Origin of the sequence: Streptomyces sp. NBC_01232, assembly GCF_035989885.1 — a bacterium.
Taxonomy (GTDB): Bacteria; Actinomycetota; Actinomycetes; order Streptomycetales; family Streptomycetaceae; genus Streptomyces.
This window is the reverse complement of record NZ_CP108518.1, coordinates 1,815,411-1,832,820: the sequence shown is the minus strand read 5'-3', so window position 1 is coordinate 1,832,820 and position 17,410 is coordinate 1,815,411. Positions and strand designations below refer to the sequence as shown.

The following is a 17,410-nucleotide window of genomic DNA, read 5'->3' as shown; positions in this document are numbered from 1 at the left end:
TCGGGCTCTCACGGGTCATGAGTGCGGCTCTTGACCCTCACGTGACGTCAGGCTGCATAGTCGGTGCCGTGGATGATCACTGGACCGTGGGGCGCGTGGCCGAGCTGGCCGGGGTGAGCGTCCGCACGCTGCATCACTATGACGAGATCGGCCTCGTGCGTCCGTCGGCGCGGACCCCTGGTGGGTACCGGGCCTACTCGGCGGGTGACGTCGAGCGGCTGAGGGAAGTGCTGGCCTACCGGCGGCTGGGCTTTGGGTTGCGGGAGGTTGCGGAACTGGTCGGCGACTCGTCCACCGACACGGTCGCGCACCTGCGCCGACTGCGTGGCCTGCTGCTGGAGCGGCGTGATCGCGCCGACGCCATGATGGCGGCCATTGACAGGGAACTCGAGGCGCGAGCAAGGGGGCTGAAGGTGACACCGGAGGAGCAACTGGGGATGCTCGGTGCACGGCTGTACGACGCGATCGGCGGCGCCTACACGGCGACGCGGCGTACCGAGCCGCGGATCGCAGCGCAGATCCTGGACGCGCTCGGGGACGCGCGGACGGTGCTGAACGTCGGGGCCGGCACCGGCTCCTACGAGCCGGCTGATCGCGAGGTGACCGCCGTGGAGCCCTCGGAGGTGATGCGGCGTCAGCGGCCTGCCGGCTCGGCGCCGTGCGTGGCTGCCGCCGCGGAGAGCCTGCCGTTCGAGGACCACTCCTTCGACGTCGCGATGGCCGTCTCCACTGTTCACCACTGGGGGGACCCGATAGCGGGGCTGCGCGAGATGCGGCGCGTGGCCCGCCGCGTGGTGGTGCTGACGTTCGACACCGACGAGCCCGGATGGCCGGACCGGTTCTGGCTCACCCGCGACTACCTGCCCGAGTTCGCCACCGTCCTCGCAGAATTTCCCTCACTTGCGGGGATGGCCGACGCGATCGGCGCCCGCGCCGAGCCGGTGCCCATCCCGTGGGACTGCACTGACGGCCTGTTCGAGGCGTACTGGCGCAGACCGGGGGAGTATCTGGAGGAGCACGTCCGGCGTGCGATGTCGGTGTGGACGAGGGTCGGGCCGGACGCCGAGCAGCGGGCGGTGCGAAGCCTCCGCGACGACCTGGACTTCGGCCGGTGGGCTGAGCGCAACAGCGACCTCGCCCACCTCGACACGGCAGACCTCGGCCTCCGCCTGCTCGTCGCTTGAATGGGCACCGGTCCGGTCCGGCACGGACTGACCCGGGTTGCTCCTCCTCGTCACCGTCCTTGGGCGCGTCTGGATCGCGGACGGGACGCCGGCCCTGGCCGGGGCCGCCGGCGGTGATGGGAGCCCGTCATGGTCCGAGCCCTTCCCGCACGCCGGCCCACTCGTGCGGGGGAACGCGAAAGCCCCGATCGTCTGACGATCGGGGCTTTCCGGCGGTGCGCGATACTGGGATTGAACCAGTGACCTCTTCCGTGTCAGGGAAGCGCTCTCCCGCTGAGCTAATCGCGCGGGCTCCACGGCTCGAAAGCCGCAGGTCGAACAGATACTGCGTGCGCGATACTGGGATTGAACCAGTGACCTCTTCCGTGTCAGGGAAGCGCTCTCCCGCTGAGCTAATCGCGCGGGGATCCTTGCGGATCAGTGGACGATACTGGGATTGAACCAGTGACCTCTTCCGTGTCAGGGAAGCGCTCTCCCGCTGAGCTAATCGTCCTTGGAGGTGGAGACGGGATTTGAACCCGTGTAGACGGCTTTGCAGGCCGTTGCCTCGCCTCTCGGCCACTCCACCATGGAGCTGCAGGGGTTCTCGGGAAGATCCCCCACTTCGAGCGGACGACGAGACTCGAACTCGCGACATCCACCTTGGCAAGGTGGTGCTCTACCAACTGAGCTACGTCCGCAGGTCACCGTGTTCGCTCCGGGGTTTTCCCCCTTCGCTCCCTGGCGACGTGTTGAACTCTAGCGGATTCCCGGGCCAGCTCAAAAACGCGTTTCCGCAGCGTGCTGCCGCCCGATCACCACAGGTCACCCGCTCGTCACCGCACCGGCGCCGCGTCGTCACCGGTCATAGACTCGCAGCCGTGCACGACCTGCTCCCCATGGCCCGCTTCGGCGGCCTCCTCGCGACCGATCTCCGGGACGTCACCAGCGATCCCGCCGCTCTCGACTCCACCGGCTTCTGGGCGGTGTCCGCCGACTTCGAGGGGCGGCTGATCTGCGCCCGCTTCGGCGACGTGCGCCGCGAGCCCGTTCCCGCGCCCGTCCCCGGTGCCTGGCGCGGCCCCGACGCCGACCGCTGGACCTCCTCGCTGGACCGTGCCGCGTACGTGGCCGGCGTGCGGCGCATCCGCGAGCACATCGCCGCGGGCGAGGTCTACCAGGCCAACCTCTGCCGGGTGATGTCCGCGCCGCTGCCCCACCCCGACCGCGCGGACGTGGACGCGCTCACCGCCCTCCTTGCGCGCGGCAACCCCGCGCCCTTTGCAGGAACGATTCGCCTGGCCGCGCACGGAGTCGAGATCGCCACCGCCTCCCCCGAGCTGTACCTGCGCCGGACCGGCCGGCACATCGAGTCCGGCCCCATCAAGGGCACCGGCCGCACCGTCCACGACCTGCTCCCCAAGGACCACGCCGAGAACGTCATGATCGTGGACCTCGTGCGCAACGACCTCGGGCGCGTCTGCGCGACGGGCTCCGTCGCCGTCCCCGAGCTGTGCGCCGTCGAGGAGCACCCCGGCCTGGTCCACCTCGTCTCCATCGTCAGCGGCGAACTCGCCGAGGGCGCGGGCTGGCCCGAGCTGCTCGCCGCCACCTTCCCGCCCGGATCCGTCACGGGCGCACCCAAATCCTCCGCCCTGCGGATCATCGACGCCCTGGAGACCGCCCCGCGAGGCCCCTACTGCGGAGGCATCGGCTGGGTCGACGCCGACCGGGGCACCGCCGAGCTCGCGGTGGGCATCCGCACCTTCTGGATCGACCGCACCGCCCCCGGCGGCCCCCGCCTGCTCTTCGGCACCGGCGCGGGCATCACCTGGGGCTCCGATCCCGACCGCGAGTGGGCGGAAACCGAACTGAAAGCCGCCCGCCTGCTCCGGGTGGCCACGGGGCACGAGGTGAGCAGTACCCCGGAGCCGAACGGCACGATCGGAAGGACCGCACCATGAGAATCTGGCTCGACGGAACGCTGACCGAGGTGGACAGCGCCAAAGTCTCCGTCCTCGACCACGGCCTGACCGTGGGCGACGGCGTCTTCGAGACGCTGAAGGCGGAGCGCGGCCGGGCCTTCGCGCTCACCCGCCACCTCGAACGCCTCACCCGCTCGGCCCGGGGCCTGGGTCTGCCCGACCCCGACCTCGACGAGGTCCGCCGCGCCTGCGCCGCCGTACTGGAGGCCAACCCGGTGGAGCGGGGGCGACTGCGCGTCACCTACACCGGCGGAGTCTCCCCGCTCGGCTCCGACCGCGGGGACTTCGGGACCACCCTGATCGTCGCCGCCGCGGAGTCCCCCCGCCGCCCGGACACCACCGCCGTCGTCACCGTGCCCTGGGTCCGCAACGAGCGCTCGGCCGTGGCCGGGCTGAAGACCACCTCCTACGCCGAGAACGTGGTCGCCCTCGCCGCCGCGCACCGGGCCGGGGCCTCCGAGGCGCTCCTCGCCAACACCCTCGGCCGGCTCTGCGAGGGCACCGGCTCCAATGTCTTCGTCGTCCTCGACGGGGAACTGCACACCCCGCCGCTGGATTCCGGCTGCCTGGCCGGCATCACCCGGGAACTGGTCGTCGAATGGGCCGGCGCCAAGGAGACCGACCTGCCCTTCGAGGCGCTGGAACGGGCCGAGGAGATCTTCCTCACTTCCTCGCTGCGCGACGCCCAGGCGGTACTGCGGATCGACGACCGGGAGCTGGGCACCGCCCCAGGACCCGTCACGGCCGAGGTGATGAGGATCTTCGAGGTGAAGTCGGGCGCGGACGTCGACCCGTAGGGAGTGAAAGGGCTGTCGTGACGGCCCCGGGACGGGTAGAACTCGGGGGATGACCACCACCCTGCGGCCGTCCGGGCCGATCCAGCAGACGGCGGACGGCGCGCGCTCGCGCCCGTACGAGATCCGGGTCAACAGCAGGCGGGTCGGCGCCCTGCTGATCGCCTCCGACACCCCCTTCGGGCCCACGGTCGGGGAGATCCGCGACCTCGCCGTCGAAACGGGCGACCGGCGGCGGGGGAGGGCCACCGTGGCCGCGCTCGCCGCCGAGGAAGTGCTGCGCGGCTGGGGCTGCCGCCGGGTCCGCATCTCCGTTCCGGCCGACTCGGAAGGCGGCCTGCGCATGGCCGAGGCCCTCGGGTACACCGAGTACAGCCGGAACATGGCCAAGGGCCTGCCCGCCGAGCCGCCCGCCCTCCCCGAGGGGGTGCACGGCAGGCCCATGACCGATGCCGAGTACGAGGTCTGGCACGCCGGGGCCATCGAGGCCTACGCCGCGAACTGGAGCAGCCGCGGCATGTCCGCCGAGGCCGCGCACGCCAAGTCCGTCGCGGACCACGAGAGCCAGCTGCCCCGGGGCCTGGCGAGCCCGGGAGCCACCTTCGTCGTGCTGGAGGCGGCCGGGGTGCCCGTCGGCCACGTGTGGCTCGCGCCGCGCGGGGAGGGCTCGTACATCTACGACATCGAGGTGGCGGCCGAGCACCGCGGCCGCGGGCACGGCCGCCACCTGATGCTGCTCGCCGAACGCGCGGCCCTGGCCGAGGGCCACCGCCTGCTGGCGCTCCAGGTCTTCACCGGCAACACCCCGGCCCTGCGGCTCTACCGGTCCCTCGGCTACCGCCCCACCGACTTCAACTACGCCAAGGACCTGATCTAGATTCGTCAGGCCGCCAGCAGGCGGTCCGCGATCTCCTCGATGCGGGCGCGCAGGCCGTCCTGGCTCTTGCCGCCGTCGAGACGCTGTCCGTCGATCACGTACGTCGGGGTGCCGGTCACGCCGATCGCCTTGCCCTCGGCCTGGTCGGCGTCGACGATCAGGATGTGCCGCCCGTCGATCAGGGCGGTGTCGAACTCCTCGACGTCGAGGCCCAGTTCACGCGCCACATCCAGCAGCACCGGCTCGCCGCGCTCGGCCAGCTCCGCGGTGCGCTCCAGCACGGCCTCCGCATAGGGCCAGCCCAGTCCCTGCTCGACCGCCTCCTCGGCGGCCTGCGCCGCGGCGAAGGAGTGCTTGTGCTTCTCCAGGGGGAAGTGGCGCAGCCGGATGTCCAGCCGGTCGCCGTAGCGGGCCCGCAGGGCGCGTACGTCGTCCAGGGCGCGGTGGCAGTCCGGGCACTGCAGTTCGCACCAGACGTCGAGGATCACGGAATCGGTCATACGGACAGTCTCCCAGCCCCCGCCGGGCCCACCGACCGGGACCCAGGGAGGAGGCGCGACCCGGAGATGTCCCGGAGATCCGCCCGGGAGCGGCTGCGGACCTGGCCGCTGCGGCTGCGGCCGGTGCAGGATGGATAGGGACAGATCGCCGAGCCCCGCCGAGAGTCCGGAGGACCGCATGCTTGCCGAGACCATTTGCTCCGCGGTGTCAGCGGCGGGCCTGGGCCTCGCCGCGGTGACCGCCTACCGCAAGCGCTTCCTGGCCGCCGTGCGGATCACCGCGTACGCGCTCGTGCCGGTCGCCCTGGTGATGACCGGCTTCGTGGACTGGGTGTCCGGGATGGTCTTCGACCCGGTGGTGTGGGCCGGCTTCGGGCTGCTCGGGCTGTCATGGGTGCTGTTCATGACCACCCGTGCCATCGAGCGCCGCAGTCCGGCCGCTTCCGGGGACCCCGCCGAGGCCGCCGGGCCCGCCGGGCCCGCGAAGAAGGTCAAGGGCCGCCCGGCCACCGGGGCCGTGGCCCCGGTGGCCTCCGCGCCGTCGCTGGGATCCGGCGCCGCCCGCACCGGCCCGGCGCCGCAGTCCGCCGCCCCCGCGGACGACTTCTCCGACATCGAGGCCATCCTCAAGAAGCACGGGATCTGACCCGCGGAACGCCACTCGTCCACAAGATCGGGCGAACTGCCGCGCGGATGTTGGCGTGTTGAAGGGCGGTGATCGGCGCGCTGCGCCATCATCGGCCCGACATGTTCGAGACATCGCACGGTGAGCCGCCGGTACCCGCCCCAGTGGTGGAGGAGCCGCGGGGCTGCCTCTTCGCGCTCTCCCAACCGCCCCTGATGATCTTCCTAGCGGTGATCGGCATCCTGCTGCTGCTCGCCGCCGTGCACGATCTCTACCTGCTCTGACGCCTCCGCGTCGGCCTCCTTGCGCCGGGCCCGGTACGCCGCCACGTGCAGCCGGTTCCCGCAGGTCCGGCTGTCGCAGTAGCGCCGGGAGCGGTTGCGGGACAGGTCCACGAAGGCCCGCCGGCAGTCCGGCGCCTCGCAGCGGCGCAGCCGTTCCTGTTCGCCGGAGACCACGATGAAGGCCAGGGCCATGCCGCCGTCGGCCGCCAGGTGGTCCCCCACCGACGCGCCCGGCGCGAAGTAGTGCACGTGCCAGTCGTAGCCGTCGTGGTCGGTCAGCTGCGGCGTGGTGCCGGCCGTGGCCACGAGCTCGTTGATCAGTATGGAGGCCGCACGCGGGTTCGGTGAGGCGAAGACCTGGGCGAACTTGCTGCGCACGGTACGCACGCCGGCCAGGTCGCGGGCGCTGAGCTCGCCGACGTCGCTGATCGAGTATTCCTGGACGAATCCGCGCAGGGCGCCGATGTCCGAGAGCCCGTCGGGCTGGTCCGACTCGGCCGCGGTGTTCACCAGCGCGACGACGACGTCGAGCGCGCGACGGGTGTCGTGGGGGATCTGCACGGGGTCTCCCTAGGGGGCCGGGCCTGCGGCGACGGGAGGCGCCGCCGCTGCCGCCCGACAATAGCGGGTCCCGTCGCAGCACACCGGCGCCGTCCTCGCGGATGGCTTCCGCGGGAACAGCGCCGGCACTGCCGTATGTGGTTGTCGGCCGCACTGCACCGTCGCCCCGAGTCGGACGGTGTCGAGCGGCTGTAGGCCTGGCTCAGCTTTCGGCCAGGATGTGGGAGAGCTCCTTGTCGAGGTCGAAGTGCCGGTGCTCGGTCCCGGGTGGGACCGCGGCGTCCGTCCGCTTGAGGAACGACTCGAGTGCTCGGGCGGGTGCTTCGAGCAGTGCTTCTCCCTCCGGTGAGCTCAGGGCGATGCAGACGACGCCCTGACCGTGGCTGCGGGACGGCCAGACGCGGACGTCGCCGGTACCGGTGGGCCGGTGGAGACCCTCCGCGAGGAGGTCGCGGGCGAATACCCATTCGACCGTCTCCTCGGCGCCGGTGTGGAAGGTGGCGTGCACGGCGTAGGGGTCGGCCGTGTCATACCGCAGGCCCGCGGGAACAGGCAGTGAGGACTCGCTCGACACAACGAGGCGCAGGTGCAGCTCGCAGCTGACCGTGGTGTTCATAAGCGCCAGGGCCTTTCGCTCAGTGTGCGCTCGGGGATTCGCACGTCGGCGAAATCGACATGCCACCTACGGTGCCGTTGTAAACCCCTCTGACCGTTTTGCGGACCTCTGGGTCCCTCGGACGGCGGATCCAAACCTGCATTCACGTGTGCATCGAGCTCCGGTAGATTCGGACTCATGAATACGGGGAGTGACCGCGGGACGCACGAGTCCGCCGCCGACGAATCCACCACGGGACCCGCCACGGGATCCGGCGCGGAAGCAGCCGCCGAGGCGTCCGAGGAGACGCCGCACGTATCGAAGGCCCCGGCCTTCATCAAGCGGAGCAGGAGCCTGCACCTGAGCTGGCAGGTCGGCGTCTTCATCGTCGGCCTCGCAGTGATCGGCGCCGGTGTCGCGATGCTCGTGCTGCCCGGCCCCGGCTGGGTCGCGATCTTCGCGGGCCTGGCGATCTGGGCCACCGAGTTCGCCTGGGCGCACCTCGTGCTGCGCTGGACGAAGCGGAAGGTCACCGAGGCCGCGCAGAAGGCGCTCGACCCGAAGGTCCGCCGCCGCAACATCATCCTGACCAGCGTGGGCCTCGTCATCGCGGGCGCGCTGATCGGCTTCTACCTGTGGAAGTACGGGCTCGTCCTGCCCTGGAGCCTCAAGGACCAGTGATGGTCAAGGAGCACCGCTGACATGCGGTAATGTTTGCGGTGCGTCCGGGCGATTAGCTCAGTGGGAGAGCACTTCGTTCACACCGAAGGGGTCACTGGTTCGAACCCAGTATCGCCCACCCGGACCCGAGGCCCGGAGACTTTCACAGTCTCCGGGCCTCCGGCGTTTCACCGCAGCCGGCCGATCGCGTCCCGCAGGCGGCGGGCGTCCCGCAGCCGCCGCTCGTACGTCGCCCCCACCGCCAGCAGCAGCAGACCCGCCAGGGCCGGCAGCACCCAGCGCGGGAGCGCACCCGCGACCTGGACCACGTACGGGGCGAGCTCGTGCACCGCCACCACCGCCAGCACCGCGCCGCCCAGCAGCAGCGGGGCCTGCAGCCGCCGCTGGGCGCCGATCAGGGTCAGGGCCAGCGCGGCCAGCCCCAGCAGCAGCGGGCGCACCCAGTTCCGGTCCTCCAGGGCCACCAGCAGGCTCGGCACCAGGGTCGCCGCCAGCCCCGGGCCGTACGCCGCCCAGGACGAGGCCTGCGGGTCCCGGCGCCGCCGCAGGAGACCCACCACGAGGGCCGGCACCGTCACCGGCAGCGTGTAGGCCTCCGGCGCGGTGACCCCGGCCTCGGCCAGCCGCACCCAGGTCGCCGCCGCGAACAGCGCACCCGCGGCCCAGCCCAGAACCCGCCGTTCCGGCCGTACCGCGGCCCCCGCACAGATCACCCCGGCCAGCGCGAGCACCAGCGCCAGCGTGCCCGGCAGCCCGGCCGACAGGGCCACCGCCAGCCCGCCCGCCGCACCCGCCGCGATCTCGGCCGGCAGCCGCACCTCACCCAGCCGCGGTCCGAGCGCCGCCACCAGCGCCGGCACCGCGAGCACCGGGAGGGACCACCACACCACCGCCAGGTCCGTCACCGCGCCCGCGGCCACCAGCACGCCCGTGGCGTATCCGACCGCGCACACGGCCGCCCCGGCCCGGACGGCCCGCGGAGCCGCCCCGTACGCCGCTCCCGCCGCACAGCCCGCACCGAGCAGCCCCCACACAGCGAAGGTCGCCGCCCGGCCGTCCAGCGCGCCCAGGGACACGTTCGCGGCCCCGGCCGCCGCGCACACCGCCGCCGCGATCCGGGCCCCGAGCACCGGCGAGCGCAGGGCCAGGAGCCCCGCCGCACCCGTCACCACGAGCTGCGCGGCGAACACCGCCGCCACCGGGAACCCGAGCAGCTCCGGAGCCGTGAACAGCCCCGCCCACGCCAGGACCACCGCCACCACCAACGGCTCCGGCCGCGACAGCGCCCGCGACAGCCACCAGGCCGCACCCGCGGAGATCAGCAGGGTCAGAGTGACCGCCGCCCCCGGCCCGTACGGTTCCCGGTCCGGGGTCGTCGACGCCCAGACCTCGGCCAGCACCCGCACCCGGGCCGGCAGCGTCAGAGCCACCGCGGAACCCGCCGCCAGCGCCGCCACGGACGCCGCCACTGCGCCGCCCCGGGCGAGCCCGCGCCGGACCGCCGCCGGGAGCGCGGAGGCCCGTACCGCCGCCAGCAGCGGCAGCGCCAGCAGCAGGTGCACCAGCACCACCCAGGCCGGGTCCAGGCCCGGCCGGGCCGGCCCGCCCAGAGCGACCACCGACGCCAGGCCGCCCACCAGCGCCCCGGCCGAGGCGCGCGGCTCACGCCAGGCCACCGCCACCGCGAGGGCCGCGCCCGCCAGCAGCAGCGCCGCGGGGGCCACCGCCTGCGCCGCCGAATCGGCCGACCACGACCGCGCCACGCCGATCAGCAGCGCACCCGCGCCCATGACGGCCGCCGGAACCGCCGCCGCCTTCACCCGCAGCGCGAGCGCCGCATCCAGTGCCGCCGTCGCCAGCAGCGCCCAGCCGAGCTCCAGCGGCCCCGGCTGACCGGCCAGCGCCGCCAGCGGCAGCGGGAACTGCGCCGCCAGCAGCGCCGCCGGCAACGGGAGCCGCAGCTTGCGCAGGCCCGCGCCGTACCCGGCCCAGGCCGCCGCCAGCACGGCCGCCGCCCCGGCCGCGTAGCCGGTGCCGTCGAGCTCCGGCATGCCGACCGCGTACAGCGCGTACGCGTCGAGCACCGTCAGCAGCAGGCCGACCGCGGCGACCGACTCCGCCGTCGACCGCAGCCCGCGGCGCAGCAGCAGCACGGGCGCGCCCAGCGCCGCCGCCGTCACGACGACCAGTACCGCCGAGCGCCCGGCGATCCCCATGGACCCCCAGCTGACCAGCGTGAACGCGAGCGCGGCGACGGCCAGCAGCACGGCGCCCAGGACGAGCAGCACGTTCTGCGCGCTCGGGGCCGAGGCGTCCTTCGCCGGCCCGGTGGTGGGTGCGGAGGACGCGGCGGGGCCCCAGCGGACCGGGGCGGGCGCGGGCCCGGCCTGCTGCAACAGGCGCAGCAGCCAGTCCCGGCGGCCCAGCAAATAGAGCCGCCGGGCATCGAGTTGAGCCAGCTCGCGGTCGATGAGCGCCAGCTCTTCGGCGGGCGGCATAGGGGTGTTCATATGGGGAGTGTGGCGCCGGTCACGCAGTCAGGACATGGGTGTGCGTACTCAGATGTGCCCTGAGTAGGTACGTGAGCTGCGCCCGGCGGTCCCCCGCCGGGGAAGCGGTTTGAACCAGCCCCGAGCCTTCTGTATTGTTCAGTCCGTTCCCGGGCGATTAGCTCAGCGGGAGAGCACTTCGTTCACACCGAAGGGGTCACTGGTTCGATCCCAGTATCGCCCACCGGGACAGGCCGGTCCGTCACAGACGGACCGGCCTTCCGCATGTCCGGGCCCGTGTCGTCCTACGCTGCGGTCGACAGGTCCGGCCGCAGCGGCCAGTGCGGATCCACCGGCTCGGGCGTCCCCTGGCGCGCGAACCACGCCTGCAGACCGCGCGCCTGCGCCGCGTGCCACACGGCCTGCAGCGTGTGCAGCTCGGCGGGCGACAGGCGCTCCAGCCGGGCCGCGAACCGCCGCCCCACCGCCCGTACGAGCTCCAGTGAGGCCATCGCGTCCGCCGCCGCGTCGTGCGCGCCCTCCAACTCGATGCCGTAGTGCGCGCACAGGTCCGTCAGCGTCCGGCGGCCCTTGCGGTACCGGTCCAGATGCTTGTCCAGCACCCGCGGATCCAGCACCGTCAGCGGCCGGTTGTCCAGATACCGCGACAGCGACGACGCCCGGTGCCGGCGCAACTCCCGGTCCAGCAGCGTCAGGTCGAACGGAGCGTTCATCACCACCACCGGACGGCCCGCCACCTGCTGCTCCCCGAGCGCCCGGGCTATCTCCTCCACCACCGGTGCCGGCCAGCGCCCGTGGCGCTGCAGGTGCTCGTCGGTCAGCCCGTGCACTTCCGTGGCGCCCGGCGGCACCGGCACACCGGGATTGACCAGCCACCGCGTGGTGCGGACCCGGCCGCCCGCACACTCCTGGACGACGAGCGCGGCGGACACGATCCGGTCCTGCTCGACGTCCACCCCGGTGGTCTCCGTGTCGAATGCGGCCAGCGGGCCCTCGTACCAGCGTGTCATGGCGAACTCCTCGTCCCCGAGCGGCTGGTGGCGCTTCCTGAACACACCACCCCCGCCGCATCGGTGATACCCGGGCTGTTTGCCCCGTACGCCGTTTGCGGGCAGCCGGGTACGGAGACAACTTCTTTGGGGGACCGTACGCATGACCGGTCGTCACCCAGCACCGCTCGCGGCAGAGCCCGCAAGGCATGGGGAGCCGGCCATGGCGCTCACACAGCCCGAACCGAGCGGGGTGCTGCAGGAGGGGACGGGTCCGCGGACCGGCTCCCTGCGCGGCACGCTCGCCACCACCGCCTGCATGGAGACCCTCCAGGTGGGATACCTGCACGCCGTCGCGGCCGCCGCGGGGTGCTCGCTCTCCCAGCCCTTCCCCGACAACGGCATCGACTGGCACGTCTCGCACGGGGCACCGGAACACGTCGTCGACGACGAGGTCACCATCAAGGTGCAGCTCAAGGCGACCTACCAGATACCGCCCCGGCCGGCCGGGGCCACCTTCGGCTTCACCCTCGACAACGAGCACCTGGTGAAGCTGGCCCGGACGCCCGTCACCGTCCACAAGATCCTCGTCGTGATGCTCGTACCGAGGGAGCGCGACCAGTGGCTCGCCGCCGGGCACGACCGGCTCGACCTGAGGCACTGCTGCTACTGGACCAACCTCGCCGGACACCCCGTGACCGGCCGGCGCCGCACCACCGTACGGATCCCCACCACGCGGATCTTCGACGACCGGGCGCTGTGCGAGATCATGACCCGGGTCGGGTCGGGAGGGACACCCTGATGAACCTGCACTCACCGCACCTCCAACCGCTCCCGTCCCCGCCGTACACCCCGGGCGGCCCCGATCCCGCACACGTCGACCCGCAGGTCCTGGGGGCGCTGCTGCACCGGCACGGGTGGCTGCGCCGGGGCGGCGCGGCCGGCAGGTACGGGCGCTGGAGCCCGCCCGGGCGCTCCGGCACCAGCCTGCTCGTCCCCGAGAGCCGCACCTTCCCCGACTGCACGGACCTCCTGGAGGAGGCGCTCACCGCCCTGGCCCACGGCGGGCTGCCCTCGGCGCGCGAGGTGCTCCTCGGGCTGAGCGTGCCCAGCGACGAGATCCGCTGGGAGCGGGAGATACCCGAAGGGCCCTACGGCTTCCGGGGCGAGGCCGCCTGGCCCGTACAGGAACAGCTGCGCTCCGCCGCCCGCCGGCTGCTTCTCGCGGCCGCCCTCGCCGACCGGGCCCGGGCCGGCTACTACGGGGCCCGGCACCAGGCGCAGGCCGAGCGCACCCTGGACGGGGTCCTGGTCGGACCCTCCCCGGGCGGGCGACGGCTGACCGCGTACGTCCCCGTGGACGGCGGCCGGGGACCCGTGACCCGACTGCACCACGCCCTGCACGCGACCCGTGAGGCGGTGGACTACCAGCGGGCCACCGGCGGCATGGAGGCCTTCGACGCGGCGGTGGCCGCCGGCGTCAGCCGGGAACTCGCCGAGGCACTCGTCGCCCTGGTCCGGGGCTCGGAAGGAGCCCGGATCGCGCTGGCCTGGGCACCCGCGGCGGGGGTCCCGGCGGGCTGCGCGGCCCGCCCCGAGCCGGTGGAGTTCTCACCGGGCGACCTCCCCGTCCTGCGGGAGGCCGCGGCCCGCTACACACGCGCGGAACCCGCCGTACCGGTCCGGCTCGCGGGGGCCGTGGTGCGGATGCGGCGAAAGGCCGCCGGGGGAGGGGGAACGGTTCGGCTGCGGGTGCTGGCCGGGGCGGAGGTCCCGTACGTCCGGGCGGCGCTCGACGAGGAGTCGTACCGCATCGCGGGCCACGCCCACCTGGTGGGCCTGCCGGTCCGAGTCACCGGCCGGCTGCAACGCCGGGGCGGATTCCGGCGGCTCGCCGACGCGGCGGACGTGACACCGGTCCCGCTGGACGAGGTCGAGCGGGACCGGCTGATGAAGTCGCTGGACGCGTCCTTCGACCCCGAGGACGTCCTGCCCTCGGACGACTGAAACGAAAGGGACCGCCTAGCGGAAGGCGGTGGCCCGGACTGTGGTGCCGCAGAGGGCGAATTCGCCGCCGTCGGACGGGGCCACCTGGAAGCCCGTGCCCGCTACGCCCACCACCAGCGAGGGGGCGACGGTCGGATCGGCCCCGGAGGCGCAGTAGCCGTCCGCCTCGCCGAGGACCGGGGTGAAGGTCAGGAGCGTCGAGGCGGATCCGCCCGCGGCCAGCAGCACCGGCCGGGCCTCGCCCCGGGGGACGACGCGCAGCGGCGCGTTCCGTTCCGGTGAGCCCTGGCCCGCGAGGGCCACCGTCGGGAAGCCGCGCAGCTCGCACGCCGGCCCCTCGTTGACCACCGTGAACCGCACCCGTGTGGAGTCCGTCCGGTCCGCGCCGGTCGCCGAGAGCTGCTCTCCGCTGCACGCCGCAGCGGGCGCCGCCGTGGCGGTGGCGCCGAAGAGCAGTCCGCCCGCCAGCACGGCCGTCGCGGCGCCCAGGGCGGCCGCGTTCCTGGTCAGTCCCACAGGAGTCACCTCACACCCGGTCGGAAGATCCCCTTCCACCATCGCACGCGGCGTTCGCGGCGGCCCGGCCGAAGGCGGCCATGGTCAGCCCCGGCACGGGGGAGAAGTCCGGGCCGCGGGTGAGGCCCAGCCGTTCGTAGAGGGTCACCGCGGGAGCGTTGGCGGCGCCGGTCGTGACCTCGACGGCCCGTCCGGGGAACATCTCCACCAGGACATGGCGCAGCAGCATCGAGCCGACCCCCCGCCGGAACCGCCCGGGGTCCACGCACAGCCGGTCGATGGAGACGACAGCGGCCTCCTCCTCCCAGGCGAGGAAGCCGTCGAGCGTGCCGTCCCCGGAGAACGCGCCGAGCCAGTGCAGAGCGCGGCCCCGCATTTCGGCGAGGCTCTCACCCAGGGCCGGGATGCCGTCGAAGCCGATGAGGCCGGCCTCCACCGTGTACGCGGCCCGCCCGATCCGGTGCACGGCCGCCGCGGTGGCATCGTCGGTGAGGTCCAGCGCGCGTATCTGCATGGCGGGCCACGTTACGCGTCGGCGGGCCGCCCCCGGCCCCGCTGCCCGGACCCCACCGGTAACCGTTTAGCGGCGCAGCCACTCCGCTCGGTACGATTCAGGCGCGCGGCGTTCGCCCGCGCACCCCCTGAGTCAGGAGAGACCGGTGTCAGACGTCCGTGTGATCATCCAACGCGATTCCGAGCGGGACGAGCGCGTGGTGGCCACGGGCACTACGGCGGCGGAGCTCTTCGCCGGCGAGCGCACCATCGTCGCCGCGCGCATCGCGGGCGAGCTCAAGGACCTCGCGTACGAGGTGCAGGACGGCGAGACCGTCGAACCGGTGGAGATCTCCTCCGAGGACGGCCTGAACATCCTGCGCCACTCGACCGCGCACGTCATGGCGCAGGCCGTGCAGGAGCTGTTCCCCGAGGCCAAGCTGGGCATCGGCCCGCCGGTCCAGAACGGCTTCTACTACGACTTCGACGTGGCCCGGCCCTTCACCCCGGAGGACCTGAAGGCCATCGAGAAGAAGATGCAGGAGATCCAGAAGCGCGGCCAGCGCTTCTCCCGCCGCGTCGTCACCGACGAGGCGGCCCGCGAGGAGCTGGCCGACGAGCCGTACAAGCTGGAGCTCATCGGCATCAAGGGCTCGGCGTCCACCGACGACGGTGCGAACGTCGAGGTGGGCGGCGGCGAGCTGACCATCTACGACAACCTGGACGCGAAGACCGGCGACCTGTGCTGGAAGGACCTCTGCCGCGGTCCCCACCTGCCCACCACCCGGAACATCCCGGCCTTCAAGCTCATGCGCAACGCGGCCGCCTACTGGCGCGGCAGCGAGAAGAACCCGATGCTCCAGCGCATCTACGGCACCGCGTGGCCGTCCAAGGAAGAGCTGAAGGCCCACCTCGACTTCCTCGCCGAGGCCGAGAAGCGCGACCACCGCAAGCTCGGCAACGAGCTCGACCTCTTCTCCATCCCCGACGAGATCGGCTCCGGCCTCGCCGTCTTCCACCCGCGCGGCGGCATCATCCGCCGGACCATGGAGGACTACTCGCGCAAGCGGCACGAGGAGGAGGGCTACGAGTTCGTCTACTCCCCGCACGCCACCAAGGGCGCCCTCTTCGAGAAGAGCGGCCACCTGGACTGGTACGCGGAGGGCATGTACCCCCCCATGCAGCTCGACGGTGGTACCGACTACTACCTCAAGCCCATGAACTGCCCGATGCACAACCTGATCTTCGACGCGCGCGGCCGCTCCTACCGCGAACTGCCGCTGCGCCTCTTCGAGTTCGGCACCGTGTACCGGTACGAGAAGTCCGGTGTGGTCCACGGCCTGACCCGCGCCCGCGGCTTCACCCAGGACGACGCGCACATCTACTGCACCCGCGAGCAGATGGCGGAGGAGCTCGACACGACCCTCACCTTCGTGCTCAACCTGCTGCGCGACTACGGCCTGACCGACTTCTACCTGGAGCTGTCCACCAAGGACCCGGAGAAGTTCGTCGGCTCGGACGAGGCCTGGGAGGAGGCGACCGCGGTCCTCGCGCAGGTCGCCGAGAAGCAGGGCCTCCCGCTGGTCCCGGACCCGGGCGGCGCCGCCTTCTACGGTCCGAAGATCTCGGTCCAGTGCAAGGACGCCATCGGCCGTACCTGGCAGATGTCGACCGTGCAGCTGGACTTCAACCTGCCGGAGCGCTTCAACCTCGAGTACACCGCGCCGGACGGCTCGCGTCAGCGCCCGGTCATGATCCACCGTGCGCTGTTCGGTTCGATCGAGCGGTTCTTCGCCGTGCTGCTGGAGCACTACGCGGGCGCCATGCCGCCGTGGCTCGCCCCGGTCCAGGCGGTCGGCATCCCGATCGGCGACGGGCACGTCGAGTACCTGCAGGAGTTCGCCGCGGCGGCGAAGAAGCAGGGCCTGCGGGTCGAGGTGGACGCCTCCTCCGACCGCATGCAGAAGAAGATCCGCAACCACCAGAAGCTCAAGGTGCCGTTCATGATCATCGTCGGCGACGAGGACATGGCCGCGGGCACGGTCTCCTTCCGCTACCGCGACGGTTCGCAGGAGAACGGCATCGCCAAGGACGAGGCGCTGGCCAAGCTGGCCAAGGTCGTCGCGGACCGCGTCCAGGTCTGAGGCACGAAGCGTCCGGACCGGCTCCGGACCGCCTGATCCGGCTCGTCCGGCACGGGAAGGCCCCCGGGAAGTGATCACTTCCCGGGGGCCTTCCTCGTACCCGAAGCCAAGGTCATATGCTTGCCGCCATGACGACTCAGCCGGAGCAGCAGATCGGTGTGGGCACGCAGGACGCGTTCCAGCGTCTGTGGACGCCCCACCGGATGGCCTACATCCAAGGGGAGAACAAGCCGACCGGCCCGGAGGCCGGGGACGGCTGTCCCTTCTGCGGGATTCCGGAGATGTCGGACCAGGACGGCCTGGTCGTCGCGCGGGGCCGGCACGTGTACGCCGTGCTGAACCTCTACCCGTACAACGGCGGCCACCTGATGGTGGTCCCGTACCGGCACGTCGCGGACTACACGGAGCTCGACGCGCTGGAGACGGCCGAGCTGGCCGACCTCACCAAACGGGCCATGATCGCGCTGCGCAAGGCCTCGGGTGCGCACGGATTCAACATCGGCATGAACCAGGGCGCGGCCGCCGGCGCAGGCATCGCCGCGCACCTGCACCAGCACATCGTGCCCCGCTGGGGCGGGGACACGAACTTCATGCCGGTCGTGGGTCATACCAAGGTGCTGCCCCAACTCCTCGCGGACACCCGCCAGATGCTGGCCGACGCCTGGCCGAACGACTAGTGCCGCATCA

The 17,410-nt window shown here is 72.5% G+C and carries 18 protein-coding genes and 7 tRNA genes; 13 read left to right on the top strand and 12 right to left on the bottom strand.

The window, feature by feature from the left end; translation table 11 throughout:
• Positions 1–86 precede the first annotated feature (86 nt).
• Positions 87–1,184 (top strand): MerR family transcriptional regulator, encoded by a 1,098-nt coding sequence (locus OG444_RS08655; RefSeq protein WP_327266695.1) that lies wholly within the window; start codon positions 87–89, stop codon positions 1,182–1,184.
• 216 nt (positions 1,185–1,400) lie between these two features.
• Here the strand turns inward: OG444_RS08655 and OG444_RS08650 are convergent.
• From OG444_RS08650 to OG444_RS08630, 5 genes are all read right to left on the bottom strand, one after another.
• Positions 1,401–1,472: transfer RNA gene (locus tag OG444_RS08650), tRNA-Val, on the bottom strand.
• A 42-nt stretch (positions 1,473–1,514) separates the two neighbouring features.
• A tRNA-Val gene (locus tag OG444_RS08645) sits at positions 1,515–1,586 on the bottom strand.
• Between the two features lie 19 nt (positions 1,587–1,605).
• Positions 1,606–1,677 (bottom strand) — tRNA-Val (locus OG444_RS08640).
• A gap of 1 nt (position 1,678) precedes the next feature.
• Positions 1,679–1,752: transfer RNA gene (locus OG444_RS08635), tRNA-Cys, on the bottom strand.
• Between the two features lie 39 nt (positions 1,753–1,791).
• Positions 1,792–1,864, bottom strand: a tRNA-Gly gene (locus tag OG444_RS08630).
• A 180-nt stretch (positions 1,865–2,044) separates the two neighbouring features.
• Here OG444_RS08630 and OG444_RS08625 point away from each other — a divergent pair.
• From OG444_RS08625 to OG444_RS08615, 3 genes are read left to right on the top strand one after another with little or no spacing between them, the layout of a single operon-like run.
• Positions 2,045–3,127 (top strand): chorismate-binding protein, encoded by a 1,083-nt coding sequence (locus OG444_RS08625; protein WP_327261595.1) that lies wholly within the window; start codon positions 2,045–2,047, stop codon positions 3,125–3,127.
• Complete coding sequence (locus OG444_RS08620; protein ID WP_327261594.1) at positions 3,124–3,945, top strand: aminotransferase class IV; 822 nt, start codon at positions 3,124–3,126, stop codon at positions 3,943–3,945. Before OG444_RS08625 ends, OG444_RS08620 begins: the two co-directional genes overlap by 4 nt.
• 49 nt (positions 3,946–3,994) lie before the next feature.
• Positions 3,995–4,819, top strand: coding sequence for a GNAT family N-acetyltransferase (locus OG444_RS08615; protein ID WP_327261593.1), 825 nt, complete (start codon positions 3,995–3,997; stop codon positions 4,817–4,819).
• Positions 4,820–4,824: 5 nt separating this feature from the next.
• Here the strand turns inward: OG444_RS08615 and OG444_RS08610 are convergent, their stop codons facing one another.
• Positions 4,825–5,319, bottom strand: a complete 495-nt coding sequence (locus tag OG444_RS08610; protein ID WP_327261592.1) for a DsbA family protein — start codon at positions 5,317–5,319, stop codon at positions 4,825–4,827.
• A 178-nt stretch (positions 5,320–5,497) separates the two neighbouring features.
• On the opposite strand from OG444_RS08610, the gene OG444_RS08605 reads away from it, so the two are divergent.
• Together OG444_RS08605 and OG444_RS08600 are read left to right on the top strand one after the other, a co-directional pair.
• Entirely contained in the window at positions 5,498–5,965 is a 468-nt protein-coding gene (locus tag OG444_RS08605; protein WP_327261591.1) for a hypothetical protein, read from the top strand.
• Positions 5,966–6,066: 101 nt separating this feature from the next.
• Positions 6,067–6,228 (top strand): hypothetical protein, encoded by a 162-nt coding sequence (locus OG444_RS08600; protein WP_327261590.1) that lies wholly within the window; start codon positions 6,067–6,069, stop codon positions 6,226–6,228.
• Here OG444_RS08600 and OG444_RS08595 read toward each other — a convergent pair.
• Positions 6,169–6,789: a CGNR zinc finger domain-containing protein gene (locus OG444_RS08595; protein ID WP_327261589.1), complete on the bottom strand. Its 621-nt coding sequence runs from the start codon at positions 6,787–6,789 to the stop codon at positions 6,169–6,171. The two genes, OG444_RS08600 and OG444_RS08595, sit on opposite strands and share 60 nt — an antisense overlap.
• Positions 6,790–6,991: 202 nt before the next feature.
• The gene (locus tag OG444_RS08590; RefSeq protein WP_030011909.1) at positions 6,992–7,405 is read right to left on the bottom strand and encodes an SsgA family sporulation/cell division regulator; all 414 of its coding nucleotides are present in this window, start codon (positions 7,403–7,405) and stop codon (positions 6,992–6,994) included.
• Between the two features lie 177 nt (positions 7,406–7,582).
• Between OG444_RS08590 and OG444_RS08585 the strand changes: the two genes are divergently transcribed.
• Both OG444_RS08585 and OG444_RS08580 read left to right on the top strand, forming a co-directional pair.
• Positions 7,583–8,065 (top strand): TIGR02611 family protein, encoded by a 483-nt coding sequence (locus OG444_RS08585; protein ID WP_327261588.1) that lies wholly within the window; start codon positions 7,583–7,585, stop codon positions 8,063–8,065.
• Between the two features lie 46 nt (positions 8,066–8,111).
• Positions 8,112–8,183: transfer RNA gene (locus OG444_RS08580), tRNA-Val, on the top strand.
• Between the two features lie 49 nt (positions 8,184–8,232).
• Here the strand turns inward: OG444_RS08580 and OG444_RS08575 are convergent.
• Positions 8,233–10,575, bottom strand: coding sequence for an SCO7613 C-terminal domain-containing membrane protein (locus OG444_RS08575; RefSeq protein WP_327261587.1), 2,343 nt, complete (start codon positions 10,573–10,575; stop codon positions 8,233–8,235).
• A gap of 151 nt (positions 10,576–10,726) precedes the next feature.
• Between OG444_RS08575 and OG444_RS08570 the strand changes: the two genes are divergently transcribed.
• A tRNA-Val gene (locus OG444_RS08570) sits at positions 10,727–10,798 on the top strand.
• A 61-nt stretch (positions 10,799–10,859) separates the two neighbouring features.
• Here OG444_RS08570 and OG444_RS08565 read toward each other — a convergent pair.
• Positions 10,860–11,585: a 3'-5' exonuclease gene (locus tag OG444_RS08565; protein ID WP_327261586.1), complete on the bottom strand. Its 726-nt coding sequence runs from the start codon at positions 11,583–11,585 to the stop codon at positions 10,860–10,862.
• Between the two features lie 202 nt (positions 11,586–11,787).
• On the opposite strand from OG444_RS08565, the gene OG444_RS08560 reads away from it, so the two are divergent.
• Entirely contained in the window at positions 11,788–12,366 is a 579-nt protein-coding gene (locus tag OG444_RS08560; protein ID WP_327261585.1) for a DUF4365 domain-containing protein, read from the top strand.
• Positions 12,366–13,571: a hypothetical protein gene (locus OG444_RS08555; RefSeq protein ID WP_327261584.1), complete on the top strand. Its 1,206-nt coding sequence runs from the start codon at positions 12,366–12,368 to the stop codon at positions 13,569–13,571. The genes OG444_RS08560 and OG444_RS08555 overlap by 1 nt, the downstream gene beginning before the upstream one ends.
• A 15-nt stretch (positions 13,572–13,586) precedes the next feature.
• Here OG444_RS08555 and OG444_RS08550 read toward each other — a convergent pair whose 3' ends face one another.
• Both OG444_RS08550 and OG444_RS08545 read right to left on the bottom strand, forming a co-directional pair.
• Entirely contained in the window at positions 13,587–14,087 is a 501-nt protein-coding gene (locus OG444_RS08550; protein WP_327261583.1) for a DUF4232 domain-containing protein, read from the bottom strand.
• A 10-nt stretch (positions 14,088–14,097) separates the two neighbouring features.
• Positions 14,098–14,601, bottom strand: a complete 504-nt coding sequence (locus OG444_RS08545; RefSeq protein WP_327261582.1) for a GNAT family N-acetyltransferase — start codon at positions 14,599–14,601, stop codon at positions 14,098–14,100.
• 145 nt (positions 14,602–14,746) lie between these two features.
• Here OG444_RS08545 and thrS point away from each other — a divergent pair, with 145 nt between their 5' ends.
• Both thrS and OG444_RS08535 read left to right on the top strand, forming a co-directional pair.
• Positions 14,747–16,723, top strand: a complete 1,977-nt coding sequence (gene thrS / locus OG444_RS08540; RefSeq protein ID WP_327261581.1) for a threonine--tRNA ligase — start codon at positions 14,747–14,749, stop codon at positions 16,721–16,723.
• Between the two features lie 116 nt (positions 16,724–16,839).
• The gene (locus tag OG444_RS08535) at positions 16,840–17,400 is read left to right on the top strand and encodes an HIT family protein (RefSeq protein ID WP_327261580.1); all 561 of its coding nucleotides are present in this window, start codon (positions 16,840–16,842) and stop codon (positions 17,398–17,400) included.
• Positions 17,401–17,410: the final 10 nt, after the last annotated feature.